At 62.9% G+C, this 16,676-nt stretch carries 17 protein-coding genes and 3 tRNA genes; 8 read left to right on the forward strand and 12 right to left on the reverse strand.

The window, feature by feature from the left end; translation table 11 throughout:
* Positions 1–49 precede the first annotated feature (49 nt).
* The 8 genes from BFE01S_RS18205 to rph all read right to left on the reverse strand — a co-directional run bounded on the left by BFE01S_RS18205 (position 50) and on the right by rph (position 6,295).
* Positions 50–313 (reverse strand): hypothetical protein, encoded by a 264-nt coding sequence (locus tag BFE01S_RS18205; RefSeq protein WP_028226732.1) that lies wholly within the window; start codon positions 311–313, stop codon positions 50–52.
* 150 nt (positions 314–463) lie between these two features.
* Positions 464–700 carry a transcriptional coactivator p15/PC4 family protein gene (locus BFE01S_RS18210; protein ID WP_028226733.1) on the reverse strand — a complete coding sequence of 79 codons (237 nt, stop codon included), beginning with the start codon at positions 698–700 and terminating at the stop codon, positions 464–466.
* Between the two features lie 480 nt (positions 701–1,180).
* Positions 1,181–2,014: a DUF6387 family protein gene (locus tag BFE01S_RS18220; protein WP_028226734.1), complete on the reverse strand. Its 834-nt coding sequence runs from the start codon at positions 2,012–2,014 to the stop codon at positions 1,181–1,183.
* A 94-nt stretch (positions 2,015–2,108) separates the two neighbouring features.
* The gene (locus BFE01S_RS39230; RefSeq protein ID WP_042337923.1) at positions 2,109–3,347 is read right to left on the reverse strand and encodes a tyrosine-type recombinase/integrase; all 1,239 of its coding nucleotides are present in this window, start codon (positions 3,345–3,347) and stop codon (positions 2,109–2,111) included.
* A gap of 221 nt (positions 3,348–3,568) precedes the next feature.
* Positions 3,569–3,658: transfer RNA gene (locus BFE01S_RS18230), tRNA-Ser, on the reverse strand.
* 45 nt (positions 3,659–3,703) lie between these two features.
* Positions 3,704–4,921, reverse strand: a complete 1,218-nt coding sequence (gene hemW / locus BFE01S_RS18235) for a radical SAM family heme chaperone HemW (protein ID WP_028226735.1) — start codon at positions 4,919–4,921, stop codon at positions 3,704–3,706.
* On the reverse strand, positions 4,918–5,562 hold the full coding sequence (gene rdgB / locus BFE01S_RS18240) for an RdgB/HAM1 family non-canonical purine NTP pyrophosphatase (RefSeq protein WP_028226736.1): 645 nt from the start codon (positions 5,560–5,562) through the stop codon (positions 4,918–4,920). The genes hemW and rdgB overlap by 4 nt, the downstream gene beginning before the upstream one ends.
* Complete coding sequence (rph, locus tag BFE01S_RS18245) at positions 5,555–6,295, reverse strand: ribonuclease PH (RefSeq protein WP_028226737.1); 741 nt, start codon at positions 6,293–6,295, stop codon at positions 5,555–5,557. Before rph ends, rdgB begins: the two co-directional genes overlap by 8 nt.
* A 254-nt stretch (positions 6,296–6,549) precedes the next feature.
* On the opposite strand from rph, the gene BFE01S_RS18250 reads away from it, so the two are divergent.
* The 5 genes from BFE01S_RS18250 (at position 6,550) to BFE01S_RS18270 (ending at position 11,578) form a co-directional block, all read left to right on the forward strand.
* Positions 6,550–7,485, forward strand: coding sequence for a YicC/YloC family endoribonuclease (locus tag BFE01S_RS18250; RefSeq protein WP_028226738.1), 936 nt, complete (start codon positions 6,550–6,552; stop codon positions 7,483–7,485).
* Positions 7,486–7,499: 14 nt separating this feature from the next.
* The gene (gmk, locus tag BFE01S_RS18255) at positions 7,500–8,192 is read left to right on the forward strand and encodes a guanylate kinase (RefSeq protein WP_028226739.1); all 693 of its coding nucleotides are present in this window, start codon (positions 7,500–7,502) and stop codon (positions 8,190–8,192) included.
* A gap of 40 nt (positions 8,193–8,232) precedes the next feature.
* Positions 8,233–8,436: a DNA-directed RNA polymerase subunit omega gene (gene rpoZ, locus BFE01S_RS18260; RefSeq protein WP_006400783.1), complete on the forward strand. Its 204-nt coding sequence runs from the start codon at positions 8,233–8,235 to the stop codon at positions 8,434–8,436.
* Between the two features lie 87 nt (positions 8,437–8,523).
* Positions 8,524–10,893 (forward strand): RelA/SpoT family protein, encoded by a 2,370-nt coding sequence (locus BFE01S_RS18265; RefSeq protein WP_028226740.1) that lies wholly within the window; start codon positions 8,524–8,526, stop codon positions 10,891–10,893.
* A gap of 196 nt (positions 10,894–11,089) precedes the next feature.
* Positions 11,090–11,578, forward strand: a complete 489-nt coding sequence (locus BFE01S_RS18270; RefSeq protein ID WP_028226741.1) for a phage protein NinX family protein — start codon at positions 11,090–11,092, stop codon at positions 11,576–11,578.
* 97 nt (positions 11,579–11,675) lie between these two features.
* On the opposite strand, the gene BFE01S_RS18275 is transcribed toward BFE01S_RS18270, so the two are convergent.
* Both BFE01S_RS18275 and BFE01S_RS18280 read right to left on the reverse strand, forming a co-directional pair.
* A tRNA-Arg gene (locus tag BFE01S_RS18275) sits at positions 11,676–11,752 on the reverse strand.
* 107 nt (positions 11,753–11,859) lie between these two features.
* Positions 11,860–11,936 (reverse strand) — tRNA-Arg (locus BFE01S_RS18280).
* Positions 11,937–12,053: 117 nt separating this feature from the next.
* On the opposite strand from BFE01S_RS18280, the gene greB reads away from it, so the two are divergent.
* Positions 12,054–12,620, forward strand: coding sequence for a transcription elongation factor GreB (gene greB, locus BFE01S_RS18285; protein ID WP_028226742.1), 567 nt, complete (start codon positions 12,054–12,056; stop codon positions 12,618–12,620).
* A 136-nt stretch (positions 12,621–12,756) separates the two neighbouring features.
* On the opposite strand, the gene BFE01S_RS18290 is transcribed toward greB, so the two are convergent.
* Positions 12,757–13,908: a porin gene (locus BFE01S_RS18290; protein ID WP_028226743.1), complete on the reverse strand. Its 1,152-nt coding sequence runs from the start codon at positions 13,906–13,908 to the stop codon at positions 12,757–12,759.
* 519 nt (positions 13,909–14,427) lie between these two features.
* Positions 14,428–14,631 carry a hypothetical protein gene (locus BFE01S_RS39235; protein ID WP_062871684.1) on the reverse strand — a complete coding sequence of 68 codons (204 nt, stop codon included), beginning with the start codon at positions 14,629–14,631 and terminating at the stop codon, positions 14,428–14,430.
* A 413-nt stretch (positions 14,632–15,044) separates the two neighbouring features.
* On the opposite strand from BFE01S_RS39235, the gene BFE01S_RS18300 reads away from it, so the two are divergent.
* Together BFE01S_RS18300 and BFE01S_RS18305 are read left to right on the forward strand one after the other, a co-directional pair.
* The gene (locus BFE01S_RS18300; RefSeq protein WP_028226744.1) at positions 15,045–15,248 is read left to right on the forward strand and encodes a cold-shock protein; all 204 of its coding nucleotides are present in this window, start codon (positions 15,045–15,047) and stop codon (positions 15,246–15,248) included.
* Positions 15,249–15,516: 268 nt separating this feature from the next.
* Positions 15,517–16,674 carry an exonuclease domain-containing protein gene (locus tag BFE01S_RS18305; RefSeq protein ID WP_042337956.1) on the forward strand — a complete coding sequence of 386 codons (1,158 nt, stop codon included), beginning with the start codon at positions 15,517–15,519 and terminating at the stop codon, positions 16,672–16,674.
* Positions 16,675–16,676: the final 2 nt, after the last annotated feature.

Raw genomic sequence — 16,676 nt, forward strand, 5'->3', positions numbered from 1 at the left:
GCTTCACGGACGATGAAGGTAAGGTCTTCGGCGAGAGCGGCGCTGGAGACTATTCGCCGCCGAGCTCGATCGTTGCGCCCATGGCGCGCATCCGGTTCAAGATTCGTTCGATCGTGTCCGCATCGAGCTCGAGTCGAGCCATCGCGAAGAACAGGATGTGCGGACTGATTTCGCGCGGTGTTTCCCCCCCCGTGTATTTGCGCCACTGTCGGCCGCCCTGTACGCCGAACAGATCCGCCATCTGAGCACTGCTCAACTTGAGGGCTTGCTTCAACTGCTCCAGGTCGCTGGGAGTCGGTGGGATATATCGCATGGGAGATAGGGCGGCCAGAAGCCTCCCGGAACGGGTGCATCATCTTTCGGATCCTCTCGGCTGTAGTGGGTCGCGCATTTACGCAACCGCTAAGGCGTAAGATAGGACCAAAAGCCCTATGCGTCAAGTAGGCATGCTCAATCATCCCCATCAGTTCGCCCCCTTCGGATCGGCAGCCTGGGCGGCGAGCCGAAGAGCTTGCATGAGTTCGCCGACCTGCTCGGGGCGAATCGATACGCCGGCGCGCCCAGGCCTCCATTCACCCGATTCGGTCGAATACCACACGCGCAGATCCACGAGCGTACGACCGCGATACTCGCCGACCGTGACGCGCAGCCGCTCCGAGTCGGAACGGCGGAGATCGAGAAATTCGGTCAGATGGCTCATCAGATGCCCCCGAGGAGAAAGAACTGGTCGTGTGACTGCTTCCCAGACTTCCGGGTAAACTGGCGCTGTTCGACGGCGCTCGATTCGGCTTTGCTGGGTCGGGCGTTTTCTTTTTTCATTACGCGCCCTCTGGCATGAGGCATTTGCGGAGCTCGCCGACATTCCATCGGGTCGAACCGCCTATCTTGATCGGTTTCGGGAGGTCGCCACGCTTGGCGCGGTCCCAAACCGTAGAGACGTTGCAGCCGCATAGAGCGGCGACGACCGCATCGCTGACACCAGCAGCGTTCGGTAGGCGGTCGAAATTTTGAAGGGCCTGAGTATCTGACTTTTTCATCGCGTCGACTTGGAAGCGCCCGGAATTGGGCGGGTCGGTGCGTATTAAATAAGCGATCTCAGACGTGCGCGAGTAACGCTAAGAGCAGAATCGAAGTCCGGAATAGCTTTGAGCGTGGATGAATCCGGATCGGAAAATCGAGATTATCGATCCGGATTCTGGGATTGGAGGCGCAATGCCCTGATTGTTCGGCTATCGAGCAATTTTCGCGCGTCGCGGGCGATCACTTTTCGTACGCGATCTTCAAGCCCTATTGCAAATTCATCGGGGAAGAGCGCACGTCCCATTATCGGAAGGGGGATCTTCACTCCCCTAGCAGCGGCCCAAAGCGAGAGATCGAGATAGGCAAGTACGCGCATCTCGGCCCATTTCAGAAAGTCGGACGAGTCAAACGCGTCGACCGAAGCGGGAATTTCACGGTTGCGGCGCGCAGTAGTGAGCCACTGGCGAAAGTCTGCTACGAGAACATCGTCTGGTGCATCGAGATCTATGGCTGCAACAGCGCTACGCGAAGACGGTGGAATACCGAATAAGTTCCAGTGCGGTGTATTTGAGAGCAGGTCACGAGCCGCATCAGCCTCGGGGTTGTACTCCCCATCTCGATAGGGAGACTTCCCCGCGAGTTCGTACCGCTGCAAGAATGGCTGCGCTGCGACTGACTTGTCGAGATGCGTCGCTAGGTCCAGGAATTCCATCGCGGAATAGTCGGAAACGGTTGATTTTGCGAACTCATCGTGGATTGAAGGGCGCCATCCATCCAACATATCAGCCATCGGTGCATCAATTAGCAACTGGGTAACGTGCAGGGCATGGTTGCGGTATTTGGCATACTCGTCCGCTATCGTAATTTGGCCCTTGCATCCGACGCGCAAAACGAGCGCATTTGCCCATCCCGCAGCGTCGAGCTGCTTCGTGAAGAGATATTTCTCAACCGAAAAACCGGACGGCAGCTCACTGCTGGTCAGCTTCTTTGCCATTGTCGTTCGCCTTGTGGCAACACCCCATCGGGGAATCGCATCAGAAGGATAGGGGCCCCGATGACGCTTTGCAGCACTAGGTGCGTGAAAACTGTCATGCCGCCGTGTCGCTCGGCGTCGCTTCGCTGCGCTCGCGTGCCACGGCAAGGAATTCGGCCCAGTCGGCCATCATCCTGCGGCGCTTTTCCAATACGTCGCCGCGCCAGTAAGCAGCTTCCGTCGCATCGCCCTTGATATGGGCCAGTGCAACCTCTGCCAGCTCGCGCGGATAGTTCGTGTGCTCGCCTGCCCAGTCCCGAAACGTCGAGCGGAATCCGTGCGGCGTGGCGTGGAGGTCTTGGCGGCGCATTAATTCCAGCATCGACATATCGCTCAACACACCGCCCGTCCGCGGGCTCGGAAACACGAGATCCTGCTTTTCATTGCGTTCGATCGCCGTCAGCAACTCGACGGCGGCCGGCGAGAGCGGGACACGATGCTCTTTCTTCGCCTTCATCCTCTCCGGCGGCACCGCCCATATGCCGCGCTCCAAGTCGATCTCACTCCAGCGCGCGCCGCGCGACTCGCCGGAGCGAGCCGCCGTCAGGATCGTGAATTCGAGACATCGCGCGCTCACGCCATCGGTGGCACGCAGCGTCACCATGAAGGCGCCCATCTGGTCGATCGGCAGAGCGGGGTGATTGCGCACGCGCTTGGTCTTCTTCGGCGCCGGCAGCAGTTTGTCGAGGTTTCCGCGCCACGCGGCCGGATTGATGCCGTCGTCGCGGTAGCCCTTAACGCGGGCCCAATCGAGAATGGCTTCGACGCGGCCGCGGAGGCGTGATGCTGTTTCCGTCTTCGTCGTCCAGATTGGCTCCAGCACTTCCGTGACGTGCGAGCGCGTGATATGCCGCACCATCAGGTTTCCGATTTTGGGGTAGGCGTACTCGGCGAGCGTATTGCGCCATTGGTCGCCGTGCTTCGCGTTCTTCCACTCGGGCGCCTTGGCCTTAATGAACCGCTTCGCTGCATCCTCGAACGTCACTTCGAGCGCCTGACTGGCTCGCAGACGGCTTGCCGCCTCCTTTCGAGCCAGTACAGGGTCTATGCCTGAGGCGATCTCGTCGCGCGTCGCCTGCGCCTTTTCGTGTGCTTCCTTCAACGAGACGCTGGGGTAGGCGCCGAGGCCGATCTCTCTGCGACGATTGCCGACCATGACGCGCAATACCCACGAGCGCGCACCCGTGGGCGTGATCTGTAGTGCGAGACCAGCCACATGGCCAACGGCGTGAGTGCCTGGGGTCGACAGCCGCGAGACGGCTAGCGGACCCAATTCTTTCGCCTTTCGGGGCATCTGGGTTTTTGAATCAACCGGATGGGCCGCCCACCGGGCGGGGCGCATTGAGCCGGCGAAAATCTACCCACCAACCGACCCGCCAAAGAATTTACGATCTTTTCAGACTTCAGGCAATCGATTCAGATGGAATGCGCTTGAAATAAATCTCGGAAAGGCTTGCTGGATGGGCGTTTTGCCGATTGAATCCGACCGATTCGGATAAATGGGGGATGATGATCTGGCGGAGGCGGTGAGATTCGAACTCACGGAAGGGTTACCCCTTCGCCGGTTTTCAAGACCGGTGCATTCAACCACTCTGCCACACCTCCGGAGCCGCGCATTGTAACCCAAAAGGTTCACGCGCCGGCAGCGCTTCACTCCGCTTCCTTGAGAAACATCGCCTGCAAATCGTTCAGAAACCGCTGCCCCAGTTCGGTCGGTGCAATGGTCTCGTGAGTGCGCGTAATCATTCCGCGGCGCTCAGCTTCCTGGAGTGCCGGCTCGATCGATGTCATCGGCAGGCCGGTGCGCTCGATGAAGCGATGCACCGGGAAGCCCTCCACGAGCCGCAGCGCGTTGAGCATGAACTCGAACGGCAGATCGCGCGGCCCGACCTCGCGTTCCTCCTGCACCGGCGAGCCCGTGCGCGCCTGCTCGATAAACGTCGCCGGATGCTTGTAGCGCGCCTGGCGCACGATGCGATTGGGAAACGAGAGCTTGGTATGCGCGCCCGCGCCGATGCCAAGGTAATCGCCGAAGCGCCAGTAGTTCAGGTTATGGCGGCTTTGCCGGCCCGGCTGCGCATAGGCCGATACCTCGTAGCGCCCGTACCCCGCGGCGGCCGTGCGCGCGTGGATCCAGTCCTGCATATCCGCCGACGAATCGTCATCGGGCAGCGCGGGCGGGAACTTCGCGAACAGCGTGTTCGGCTCCAGCGTCAGGTGATAGAGCGACAGATGCGGCGGCGCGTACGAAAGCGCTGTTTCGATGTCGGCCTCGCACTCGGCAAGCGTCTGCTGCGGCAGCGCGAACATCAGGTCGAGGTTGAAGTTGTCGAAGGTTTTCGCCGCGACTTCGACGGCGTGGCGCGCCTGCGCCGCGTCGTGGATGCGGCCGAGCGCCTTCAGATGCGCTTCGTTGAAGCTCTGGATGCCCACCGAAAGCCGGTTCACGCCGCTCGCCCGGAATTGCGCGAATTTCGCCGCCTCGAACGTGCCGGGGTTGGCCTCCAGCGTGATCTCCGCGTCGGCGTCGAGCGGCAGGAGTGCGCGCACGTCCGAAAGCAGGCGGTCGAGTCCCGCCGCCGAGAGCAGGCTGGGCGTTCCTCCGCCGATGAACACCGTGTGCACCTGGCGGCCCCAGACGAGCGGCAGGGACTGTTCGAGATCGGCGCGCAGCGCATCGAGGTAATCGTCCTCGGGAAAGCGCTCGCCTTTCCATTCGTGCGAGTTGAAGTCGCAATACGGGCATTTGCGCACGCACCACGGGAAGTGCACGTACAGCGCGAGCGGCGGCAGCGAAGTGAGGCGGATGTGGCCGGGCGTCGAAAACGCCTGGATCACGCGCTGGCCGGTTTGATGCGCGTCGCTCACGCGTCCTCCTTCAGGCGCGTGAGCAGGTGCTTGAGCGCCATCGCGCGATGGCTCGATGCGTTCTTCACGGCCGGGTCGAGTTCGGCGGCCGTGGCGTTGCGCTCGGGCAGGAAAAAGTACGGGTCGTAGCCGAAGCCGTTCGCCCCGCGCGGCGCGTCGAGCACGACGCCGTGCCAGCGGCCTTCGGCGATGAGCGGCTCGGGGTCGTCGGCGTGCCGCACGAGGACGAGCACGCAGTAGTAGTACGCGCGCCGGTCCGTCTGATCTTTCAGGCGTTCGACGAGCAGCGCGTTATTCGCGGCGTCGCTCTTCTCGCCGCCCGCAAGCTGCGCGAAGCGTGCCGAGTACACGCCCGGCGCGCCGCGCAGCGCGCGCACGCACAGGCCGGAGTCGTCGGCGAGCGCGGGCAGGCCCGTGAGTTTCGCCGCATGACGCGCCTTGGCGAGCGCGTTTTCGACGAAGGTCGGGTGCGGCTCTTCCGCCTCCGGCACGTGGAACTGGCCCTGCGGCAGCAGTTCGATGCCGGCGGTGCTGAAGAGCGCCGCGAATTCGCGCAGCTTGCCCGCGTTGTTCGACGCGAGCACCACGCGCGGGAGCGCGCTCGCGGCCGTCGTGCCGGAGGCGTTCGTCGCGTCAGCCATGCGCGATCTCCAGCGCCGCCTTCTGCTTTTCGACGAGCGTGCGGATGCCGTCCTGTGCGAGGTCGAGCAGGGCGTTCATCTCGTCGCGCGAGAAGGGCGCGCCTTCGGCCGTGCCCTGGACTTCCACGAGGCCGCCCGCGCCCGTCATCACGATGTTCATGTCGGTATCGCACTGCGAGTCTTCGGCGTAGTCGAGGTCGAGCACGGGCACGCCTTCGTACACGCCCACCGAAATGGCCGCCACGTAGTCGGTGATCGGCGAGCGTTCGAGGCGGCCGGTGGCGAGCAGTTTCGACACTGCGTCGTGAGCCGCGACGAAAGCGCCGGTGATGCTGGCCGTGCGCGTGCCGCCGTCCGCCTGGATCACGTCGCAGTCGAGGTTGATCGTGCGCGCGCCGAGCACTTCGAGGTCGAACACCGAGCGCAGCGCGCGGCCGATCAGGCGCTGGATTTCCTGGGTGCGCCCCGTCTGCTTGCCGCGTGCGGCTTCGCGGTCGCTGCGCGTGTGCGTGGCGCGCGGCAGCATGCCGTACTCGGCCGTGAGCCAGCCCTGGCCCTTGTCGCGCAGGAACGGCGGCACGCTTTCGGAGATGCTCGCCGTGCACAGCACCTTCGTGTCGCCGAATTCCACGAGCACCGACCCTTCGGCGTACTTCGTATAGTGGCGGGTGATGCGGACGTCGCGAAGCTGGTTGGCGGGGCGGCCGCTCGGGCGCTGGATCGATTGGGTCATCGTGAATGCGTGCGCGCGGGCACGGTAAGGAGGGGAAACCGTAATTTTACCGCTTGCGGGCGGCGCGCGAGGCGCGGCGCTCCCGCCCGCGCCAGGCGGCCCCGCGCTGCCGGGCGCGCGTGTCGTGCCCCCAAAAATGGGATAATACGGTTTCTCCGCCCCGCGTCCTTTCGAATACGCCGGGCGCCTCGATCCCTCCGCCGTGTCCCGCGTCCAGTCCGGCGCGCCACCACGGCCCATTCGCGAGACGAACCATGATTTACAGCATGACCGGCTACGCAAGCGTCACGCGCGAGCTTGCTGCGGCTTCGGGCACGGGCGGCGCCAGTGTGTCCGTCGAACTGCGCACCGTGAACTCGCGCTTTCTCGACCTGAACTTCCGCATGCCGGAAGACGTGCGCGTGTGCGAGCCGACGCTGCGCGAAATGCTGATGACGAAGCTCTCGCGCGGCAAGGTGGATATCCGCATCAATGTGCAGCGCAGCGAGCAGGCCGCGAACGCGGGCGCGCTCAACCGCGACGCGCTCGATCAGCTTGCGGCGCTCGAGCGCGCGGTGCTGGAAGCATTCCCGGAATCGGGGCGTCTGCGCACCGGCGAGATCCTGCGCTGGCCGGGCGTGCTCGCCGAAAGCGGCGTGGCGCCCGAGGTGCTGCGCGATGCGGTGCTGGGCTGCGGCAAGCAGGCCATCGCCGAGCTCATCGACGTGCGCGCGCGCGAAGGCGCGCAACTCGCGAACATGCTGCTCACCAACGTCGCCGGGATGGAGGCGATCGTCGCGAAGATCACGCCGCTCGTGCCCGAGCTGATCGTGAAGCAGCAGCAGAAGATCGCCGAGCGGCTGCAGGAGGCGCTCGGCGTCGCCGCGCCCGAAGCGGGCGGCAACGGCACGATCGGCACGGTGTCGCGCGAGGAAGTCGCCGAGCGCATCCGCCAGGAAGTCACGATGTACGGCATCCGCATCGACATCGCCGAAGAGCTCTCGCGCCTCACCGCCCACCTGAACGAAACGCGTCACGTGATCGAGAAGGGCGGCAAGGTGGGCAAGCGCCTCGACTTCATGATGCAGGAGCTCAACCGCGAGGCGAACACGCTCGGTTCGAAGGCCGCAGCGAAGGAGCTGGCGGACGCGTCGATGACGCTCAAGCTCCTCATCGAGCAGATGCGCGAGCAGGTCCAGAATCTCGAGTAAAGGAAGCAACGAACATGACCGACCAGACCAGCGAAAAGAAGCCGCGCAATCCGTACGCAGGCGTCTATCCCGGCAACCTCTTCATGGTGGTGGCGCCTTCGGGCGCGGGCAAATCGACGCTCGTGAACGCGCTGCTCGCGCAGGACAGCGCGATCCGCCTGTCGATTTCGTACACCACGCGCGCGCCGCGCTCGAAAGAGCGCGACGGCGAGCATTACCACTTCACGACCGTCGACGATTTTCTCGCGCGCCACGCCACCGGCGAGTTCCTCGAAAGCGCGGAGGTGCATGGCAACTACTACGCCACGTCGCGCGTGTGGATCGAAGAGCAGATGAAGATCGGCAACGACGTGCTGCTCGAAATCGACTGGCAGGGTGCGCAGCAGGTGAAGAAGCAGTTCCGCAACGCGGTGGAAATTTTCATCCTGCCGCCTTCGCTCGACGCGCTGGCCGAGCGCCTCAGAAAGCGCGGCGAAGACGAGCCGAACGTCATCACGCGGCGCCTGCTTGCAGCCGGCAGCGAGATGGCGCACGCGAGCGAAGCGGAGTACGTGGTGATCAACGAGAACTTCGACCGCGCGCTGCAGGAACTGCGCAATCTGGTCGCCGCCACGCGTCTGCGCTTTACGTCGCAATACGCGCGGCACACGGAGCTCTTCGTGCAGCTCGGCATCCATCAGCCGCAGTCCGGGTCGTCGAGCACATAAGGTAGAATAAGAACCTGCCGAGAATGAGAAGGAAACCGACATGGCCCGCATCACCGTCGAAGATTGTCTGAAACAGATTCCGAACCGCTTCGAACTGGCACTCGCCGCGACGTATCGCGCGCGCCAGCTCGCACAAGGTCACACGCCGAAGATCGAGAGCCGCGACAAGCCGACCGTGGTCGCGCTGCGCGAGATCGCGGCTGGCCAGGTGGGCCTGGAAATGCTGAAAAAGGTGCCCGTTTAACGGCGCCTCGCAGGCATTCCTGTCGCCATGCAAGTCGTCGCGCGCGAGCCGCTTTAACGTCAACGCCAACCTGATACGGAGGGGAACATGAGTACGACGCCCTCGCCGGCCACCGAGGTGGACCAGGAAGCCGAGACTGCGAATCCCGCGCGCAACTATATCGACGCGGTCCTCGAACAGTCGTTTCGCCATCTGTTCGGACCGACCGCGACGCCGGAGCAGCCCCGCAAGCACGGGGTCGTCTCCATCGCCAATCTGACTGCCGCGCTGGCTGCCTACCTCACGCCCGAGGAAATCAAGGAAGTCAAAGCGGCATTCCACTTCAGCGACGAAGCCCACCTCGGGCAATATCGCCAGAGCGGCGAACCCTATATCACCCATCCTGTCGCCGTCGCGGAGATTTGCGCCGGCTGGAAGCTCGACGCCCAGTCGATCATGGCCGCGCTGCTGCACGACGTGATCGAGGACCAGGGCGTGACCAAGGCGGAGATCGCCGAGCGCTTCGGCGCGAAGGTCGCGGAACTGGTCGACGGGCTTTCCAAGCTCGACAAGATGGAGTTCCGCAATCGCGAGGAAGCGCAGGCGGAGAACTTCCGCAAGATGCTGCTCGCGATGGCGCGCGACGTGCGCGTGATCCTCGTGAAGCTCGCGGACCGGCTTCACAACATGCGTACGCTCGGCGCGGTGCCGCCGGCCAAGCGCCGGCGCGTCGCGCGCGAGACGCTCGACATCTACGCGCCGATCGCGCACCGCCTCGGGCTGAACAACACCTATCGCGAGCTCCAGGACCTGAGCTTCGCGAACTTCAATCCGAACCGCTACGCCACGCTCGAAAAGGCCGTGAAGGCGGCGCGCGGCAATCGCCGCGAAGTGGTGAGCAAGATCCTCGAATCGGTGCAGCGCGCCCTTGCCGAAGCGAAGCTCAGCGCCGAAGTCACCGGGCGCGAGAAAACCATCTTCAGCATCTACAAGAAGATGCGCGACAAGCAACTGTCGTTCTCGCAGGTGCTCGACGTGTACGGCTTCCGGGTCGTGGTGGAGTCGGCGCTGGAGTGCTACACCTGCATCGGCGCGCTCCACGCGCTCTACAAGCCGGTGCCGGGCAAGTTCAAGGACTACATCGCCATTCCGAAGGTGAACGGCTATCAGTCCCTGCATACGACGCTCGTGGGTCCGTTCGGTGCGCCCATCGAGTTCCAGGTGCGCACGCGCAAGATGCACGAGATCGCCGAAGCGGGCGTGGCGGCGCACTGGCTCTACAAGAACGGCGGCGCCGATCTGAACGACGTCCAGAAGCGCGCGCACCAGTGGCTCAAGTCGCTGCTCGACATCCAGAGCGAAGCGGGCGACTCGAGCGAGTTCCTCGAACACGTCAAGATCGACCTGTTCCCGGACGCCGTCTACGTGTTCACGCCGAAGTCGAAGATCATGGCGCTGCCGCGCGGCGCCACGGCGCTCGACTTCGCGTATTCGATCCACAGCGACCTCGGCAACCAGTGCGTCGCGGTGAAGATCAACAACGAACTGCTGCCGCTGCGCACCGAGCTCAAGAGCGGCGACATCGTCGAGGTGATTACCGCGCCGTATTCCAAGCCGAATCCCGCGTGGCTCGGCTTCGTGCGCACCGGCAAGGCGCGCTCGGCGATCCGTCACTATCTGAAGACGATGCGCCTCACGGAATCGGTGCAGCTGGGCGAACGGCTCGTCGATCAGGCGCTCAAGGGCTATGGCTACCAGCTTTCGGACGTCACGCCGGAAGTGTGGGAAAAGCTCGTGCAGTGGACCGGCAACAAGGACCGCCAGGAAATTTTCGCGGACATCGGCCTCGGCCGGCGCGTGGCGGCGGTCATGGCCAAGCGCATCGAGGTGCTCATCAACGGCCAGGAAGCCGACGACGACGAGCATCACCACCATCCGCCGCGCGATCCGAACGCGCCGCATGCGCCGCCCGTGGTCATTACGGGCACCGAGGGCATGTCGGTGCAGCTCTCGGCCTGCTGCCGCCCGATTCCGGGCGACGACATCATGGGCTATATCGGCATCGGGCTCGGCATGGCGATCCATACCACCGACTGCCGCGTTGCGCAGCGCATCCACAAGCGCGACCCGGGCCGCTGGATCGACGTGGCCTGGGCGCCGCAGCCGGGGCGTCTCTTCGACGTCGCCGTGAAGGTGCTCGTGAAGAACACCAAGGGTGTGTTCGCGCGCGTGGCGGCGGACATCACCTCGGCCGATGCCAATATCGTGCATATCGCCATGGACGACGATCTCGCCCAGGAGTCGAACCTCCTGCGCTTCGTGATCCAGGTGAGCGACCGCGTGCATCTTGCGAACGTGATGCGCCGCGTGCGCACGAATCCCGACGTGATGCGCATTGCGCGCGAGCGGCCGAGCGACGAAGGGCACCACCGCCACGACGGCGGCATGCGGATCGACCGCGAGCGCGCCGATTATTGAGCAGTTGCTGGGTCGCGGTTAGGCCTTGTACCGTGGGCGGGGCGTTATTAGGTAAGCACTCGCGCCTGTCGCGCAATCCGCAAGGCAATCATCCTCTCTGGCCGGACTTTCAGCGGCCCGTCAGCCGGTGCATGACACGGCGCAATGCCGTCTCGTGCCGGCCGCTCCTTTCCCGATTCGATGCGAGGGCGTTGCGATGAACGTAGCTGATCTGACCGGCATGACGCTCGACTACTGGGTGGCCCGCAGCCTGCACGATTTCGTCCGGGAGATCTATTTCACCGACAGCGGCACCAAGGTTGCCGTGCGCGGCAACGACCGCGGGCGGCCCTGGGACGGGCGCTTCACGCCCTCCACGTCATGGCAGGCCGCGGGCGTGGTGCTGGACCGTGCGCAGCGTTTCGAGCTGCGTGAGCGCCGCGAAGGGGAGGGGGCATTCTGCGTGGCCGAATTCCACGGCGGCTACCGCACGGTCGAGGCGCATGGGGATTCGGTGCGCGTCGCGTTGCTGCGCGCATTCGTGATGAGCCGCTTCGGCGACACGGTGGGCGAGATGCTGCAGCAGCCGCAGGCGCTCGACGGGGCGATTGCCGAGCAGGTCGGCGTGCCGGGCGATATTGGCGATGTGGAAGATCTGCCGCGCCCGGATGCCCAGATCGGCGATATCGGCACGGCGCCGCGTTAGGCCGCTTGCGGGCGTCGCGGCGAGAAGGACAGGCAGGGTCGCGGGCCCCGGAACGAAAAAGGGCCTTCCTGACTCATCAGGAAGGCCCTTCGAAAGGTGGCGCGGCTGGCAGGATTCGAACCCACGACCCCTTGGTTCGTAGCCAAGTACTCTATCCAACTGAGCTACAGCCGCACGCTAAAACAATACTCCTTGCAGCTTTCAAACGCAGCCACCGAAAAAACGGAAAAGGCGCTTCTGAAAACTAAGGGCCTTCGTGTGAGGAAGGCCCCCTGAATAAATGGCGCGGCTGGCAGGATTCGAACCCACGACCCCTTGGTTCGTAGCCAAGTACTCTATCCAACTGAGCTACAGCCGCACGCAGAAGTGAGATTATAGCAAAGGTTCGAAAAAAGGGAAGACCCTTATCGCGATTTGTCCGCAGGCACGCATCGTGTAACCTGTGCAAAGAGTGTACATACAGCACTGATCCATCATGAACAAGGCATTTGTCAAAGAATCGACCGATAGCGACGACGACGATCTCGAAGGCGGTCTGCCCGAGATTCCGCCGGGCGCAAAAAACTACATTACGCCGGCCGGCTACCAGCGCATGCGCAGCGAACTGCTGCACCTGATCGACGAAGCCCGCCCGGAAGTGGTGAAGCTCGTCTCGTGGGCGGCCTCGAATGGCGACCGCTCCGAGAATGGGGATTACATCTACGGCAAGCGCCGCCTGCGCGAAATCGACCGGCGCATCCGCTTTCTTACCAAACGGCTGGATCTGGCCGAGGTGGTGGACAGCAGCCGCCAGGAGAGCACCGACCAGGTGTTCTTCGGCGCGACGGTGGAGTACGGCACGGAGGACGGCGAAGCGCATACGGTGACCATTGTCGGCATCGACGAGGTCGATCTGGACCGCGGCCATGTGAGCTGGGTTTCGCCGGTTGCGCGGGCGCTCATCAAGGCGAAGATCGGCGATCAGGTGACGCTCTATACGCCGGCGGGCCCCGAGCCGATCGATGTGCTCGACGTGCGTTATCCTGCGGCGGGCGAGGACTGAGCGGTGCGCTCTTCGGCGCTTTTGGGGTGCCGCCAGAGCCGGCCGGGCACTTCACCCGGCTCGAAATAAAAAAGGCGCCGCAAGGGCGCCTTTTTAGACTGCAGGACTGGCCAGGACAGCGCCAGCCGGGTGCTTCTTAGAAGCGGTGACGGATACCAACCGTCACAGCAACCTGGTCTTGCGTCTTCGAAGCGGACGACAGACCGTTCAGGTATGCACCGATGTTGGCGTCGTTCGACGACGCGTGTTGCCAGTCGCCCTGGAGGTACACGTCCGTACGCTTCGAGAGCAGGTAGTCCGACTGCAGGGCCACCGTGTTGTAGTTCGGGTTCACGCCGCCGCCGAAGTTCGCGCGGGTGTACGTGTACATGCCAGCCAGGCTCAGGGCCGGGGTCAGAGCGTAGTGAACGTTGCCTTCAAAGTTCTGGAAGCGTGCGCTGTTGGCGCCGAAGCCGAGGCCGGCCTGCGTGCCCGATTGCGACGGCGAGATGCCGATTGCGTCGCTCAGGTTCGTCTGCGTGTACACGAAGCCAGCCGTTGCCGGGCCGAACGCGTAGCTCACGCCGCCGCCGAACGTGCGTTGACGGCCTGCTGCGAACGTGTAGTCGCCAGCCTGCGCGCCCGAATCCGAGATCGCGCTCATCGACAGGTTGTTGACGTCGTTGTTGGCTTGCAGGTAGCCGGCAGCGAAGTTCAGGCCAGCGTAGTTATACGATGCGCCGAAGCTGTAAGCACGGTTGTTGGCGAACTGGGCGCTGTTCGAGAACGAGTACGTTGCGCCGAACTTGAAGCCAGCGTAGTTCACGCTCGAGTACTTGATCGTGTTGTTGAAACGGACCGAGTTGTCGAGGTTGTCGTTGTCGTACGGGTGAGCAGCGATCGTGCCGCCGTATTGCGATCCGGTTGCCGACAGCGGTCCCAGGTAGTCGACCACGGAGTCGTACTGGCGGCCGAGCGTGACGGCGCCGTACTGGTCGCTTGCCAGACCGACGAACGCCTGGCGGCCGAACATGCGGCCCTTCTGACCCAGCGAGCCGTTGTCGATGTTAAAGCCGTTTTCCAACGTGAAGATGGCCTTCAGACCGCCGCCGAGGTCTTCCGAACCGCGCAGGCCCCAACGGCTGCCGTTGACCGTGCCGCTCGTGGCTTGCCAGGCGCTGTGGCCGCCCTGGTTGTTCGTGTAGGTGATGCCGGCGTCGATCAGGCCGTACAGCGTAACGCTGCTTTGTGCGTGGGCTGCCGTTGCAAAAACGCCCGACAGGGCGGCGACCATGAGAGTCTTTTTCATCTTTGTAAACTCCGAGAACAGTATGGGTTTCGGGGAACCCAGGCTTGTGGAAACCGCCCACGCGAGAGGCAGCGAGAGGCAAAACACACGCGTGGTACGCATTAATCCGACGAAGTCGGTTTCCGGACAGGCAGAGTGTAGAGAGAGTGCTCGGAATCGGCATATTCCGATTTTCGCAATAAAGTATTGCGCCATCGGAAATGATTTTTTAGATCCCGTTAAGCCTTACTGGCTGGGGCTTTACGCGATATTCGCGGGAGCGGGGGGAGGGGTGTCAACCGGGTAGCGTTGTGCGATCGCTACAGCAATTGATTGCGGAAAGCGGAATAAACCAGGCCCAAAGCGATTGTTGCGATCCAGGTAACAGATGGTTGTGTTCCGTATGCTTAATACGCTGCACTGTCAGCCGCTATACTGAGATGGCTGCTTTTCGAAGCAGACTTTTTCGTTGACGAAAAAGATCTCCAAACCTTTGTCAGCGCGGCCCCAAGCCGCGCTTTTTTTTGCCCTCGCGCGAACCTACCTGGGTTGCTCCGTCAGCGGTTCAGTCTGCAGGCTCCAGTCTTCCATTACATAGTGGCGGGCGTCCATAGGGGAACACAGCAGGTTATGCCAGTGATCCCCGTGCCACGGGCCATACGCATCGAATTCACCCGACACGCGCGGCGCCGCACCTTCCATCTGCACAAGCCACTTCAATCCTTGTCGCAGGATCGTCAGCATGATGACCTCCCAAAGCGCGCCAACAATATTGATATTGGTTTGAATGCTTTACTTGAACAACCGGGAAAAACACTTACGTTTGATACGTATTGTTACATTTCGGGAAAACTTTCTCTGACGGAATTTCCCTGGAAATGAATCGGGTAAAAATGACGCAGCATGAAGTCATTCTCCTGTTGCGCATTTTTTTGAACGGATTTTGATGCACACTGGTTTTATCGCGAGAATGGGAAAGCTGCTATAAAAAATTCGCTTGACTGGCGATTGGCGTTCCCCGTATAACGGCAATGCTGATTTTCCTGTCGAGCGCAATACCCAGGCAGTGGGATGAGATTGTGATGAAGCGGGGATCGGTTGGCTTTCGGCGTCAGGGTTAATGCCCGCGTCATCAAAATTTCGAGGGAAACTGAAACATGGAAACCGGTATCGTTAAATGGTTCAACGATGCGAAGGGCTTTGGTTTTATCACGTCTGACGCTGGCGGCGACGATCTGTTCGCCCACTTCTCGGAGATCCGCGCAGACGGCTTCAAGTCGCTGAAAGAGAACCAGCGCGTCTCGTTCGAGGTGAAGATTGGCCCGAAGGGCAAGCAGGCCGCAAACATCCAGCCGCTGTAATGCGGCGTGCGCGGGCGCCATGGCGCCTGAGCCGCGATGACAAGAGCCCTGATGATTACCAGGGCTTTTTTATTCTGAAGAATTAAAATAGCGCGGCGAGTAATAAGCGGACTGAATTTTTTTCGCAATTGGGGTAAAGACGGATGCGATGGCGCCGGATGCGCTATTGAAAAGGCTTATGCTTCGCCGCGCGAGCAGGGTGGGCAGAGGGCGCCCGAACAAGGCATACTTGGCGCGTTTTCTCTCATTTTTGTCTTTCTGCTTCACCATGTCCGACATTCCCTTGAGTCCCGGCGAGTTGCCGGGCGATCTTCCGCTCGTTTTCGTGGATCTCGAAACAACAGGCGGCTCGGTGGGCGAGCATCGTATTACCGAGGTGGGGGTCGTTGAAGTCGTGCAGGGCCGGGTGTCGCGGTGGAGCACACTCGTCGACCCGCGCCAGGCTATCCCGCCCTTTATTCAGCAGCTCACGGGCATCACGAATCAGATGGTGCAGGGCGCGCCGACCTTCGACGATATCGCCCCCTCGCTCCTCGAGCGGCTGGAGGGCAAGCTCTTCGTCGCCCACAACGCGGCCTTCGATCGGGGGTTTCTGCGCGCGGAGTTCGAGCGCGCCGGTTTCTCCTTCAATCCCGACGTCCTGTGCACCGTGCGGCTTTCGCGGGCTCTCTTTCCCGGCGAAAAGCGCCATGGGCTCGATGCGCTCGTCGAGCGCCATGAACTCGTGCCGTCGGACCGCCACCGCGCGCTTGCCGATGCCGATCTGATCTGGCAGTTCTGGCAGCGTCTGCCGTCGCTGGTGCTCAGGGAAACGCTCGATGCGCAGATCGAACGCCTTACGCGGCGCCATCGGCTGGCGGGCGAGATCACCGACGATCTGATCGACAGCGCGCCGGCCGGGCACGGCGTCTATGCCTTCTATGGCGAAAACGATGTGCCGCTTTATGTCGGGCGCAGCGTGCGGGTGCGCCAGCGGGTGCGCGCTCACCTTTCGGGGGAGCGGCGCTCCTCGCGCGAGCAGCGCATGGCGCAGCAGGTGCGGCGCGTCGAATGGCGTGCGACGGGCGGCGAGTTTGGTGCCTTGCTCGTCGAGGCGCAGTGGATTGCCACGCTGAAGCCCGCTTTCAATCGCGTTCCGCGCACGACGAAACGCGATCCCCAGACGGCACCCTGGCCGTTCGAAGGCGCCGTGCTGATAGAGGAGCGCGACGCGGCGGCCGACGCGGCCGTGCTGCATCTGATCGACCGCTGGTGCTATCTGGGCGCCGTGGCGAGCGCGGCCGAGGCCGCCGCGCTTGTGCTCTCGGCCGGCGAGCCGCCGTTCGAGCTGGCGACGTGGCGGATTTTGCAGAACCGCCTGGAGCACGGGTTGAACGTGCAGGCGCTGTCGTCAGCGGGAGCACGCAGCGTCGCGACCGCTGCCTGAAG

This window comes from Paraburkholderia ferrariae NBRC 106233 (assembly GCF_000685035.1).
Lineage (GTDB): Bacteria > Pseudomonadota > Gammaproteobacteria > Burkholderiales > Burkholderiaceae > Paraburkholderia > Paraburkholderia ferrariae.

Bases quoted from the DNA above. Each gene is read 5' to 3' on its own strand.
- rpoZ (WP_006400783.1), top strand. From the start codon at position 8,233: ATGGCCCGCATCACCGTCGAAGATTGTCTGAAACAGATTCCGAACCGC.
- BFE01S_RS18205 (WP_028226732.1), bottom strand. From the start codon at position 313: ATGCGATATATCCCACCGACTCCCAGCGACCTGGAGCAGTTGAAGCAA.
- greB (WP_028226742.1), top strand. From the start codon at position 12,054: ATGAACAAGGCATTTGTCAAAGAATCGACCGATAGCGACGACGACGAT.
- rdgB (WP_028226736.1), bottom strand. From the start codon at position 5,562: ATGGCTGACGCGACGAACGCCTCCGGCACGACGGCCGCGAGCGCGCTC.
- BFE01S_RS39230 (WP_042337923.1), bottom strand. From the start codon at position 3,347: ATGCCCCGAAAGGCGAAAGAATTGGGTCCGCTAGCCGTCTCGCGGCTG.
- BFE01S_RS39235 (WP_062871684.1), bottom strand. From the start codon at position 14,631: ATGCTGACGATCCTGCGACAAGGATTGAAGTGGCTTGTGCAGATGGAA.
- BFE01S_RS18210 (WP_028226733.1), bottom strand. From the start codon at position 700: ATGAGCCATCTGACCGAATTTCTCGATCTCCGCCGTTCCGACTCGGAG.
- gmk (WP_028226739.1), top strand. From the start codon at position 7,500: ATGACCGACCAGACCAGCGAAAAGAAGCCGCGCAATCCGTACGCAGGC.
- BFE01S_RS18305 (WP_042337956.1), top strand. From the start codon at position 15,517: ATGTCCGACATTCCCTTGAGTCCCGGCGAGTTGCCGGGCGATCTTCCG.
- BFE01S_RS18270 (WP_028226741.1), top strand. From the start codon at position 11,090: ATGAACGTAGCTGATCTGACCGGCATGACGCTCGACTACTGGGTGGCC.
- BFE01S_RS18265 (WP_028226740.1), top strand. From the start codon at position 8,524: ATGAGTACGACGCCCTCGCCGGCCACCGAGGTGGACCAGGAAGCCGAG.
- BFE01S_RS18220 (WP_028226734.1), bottom strand. From the start codon at position 2,014: ATGGCAAAGAAGCTGACCAGCAGTGAGCTGCCGTCCGGTTTTTCGGTT.
- BFE01S_RS18300 (WP_028226744.1), top strand. From the start codon at position 15,045: ATGGAAACCGGTATCGTTAAATGGTTCAACGATGCGAAGGGCTTTGGT.
- rph (WP_028226737.1), bottom strand. From the start codon at position 6,295: ATGACCCAATCGATCCAGCGCCCGAGCGGCCGCCCCGCCAACCAGCTT.
- BFE01S_RS18290 (WP_028226743.1), bottom strand. From the start codon at position 13,908: ATGAAAAAGACTCTCATGGTCGCCGCCCTGTCGGGCGTTTTTGCAACG.
- BFE01S_RS18250 (WP_028226738.1), top strand. From the start codon at position 6,550: ATGATTTACAGCATGACCGGCTACGCAAGCGTCACGCGCGAGCTTGCT.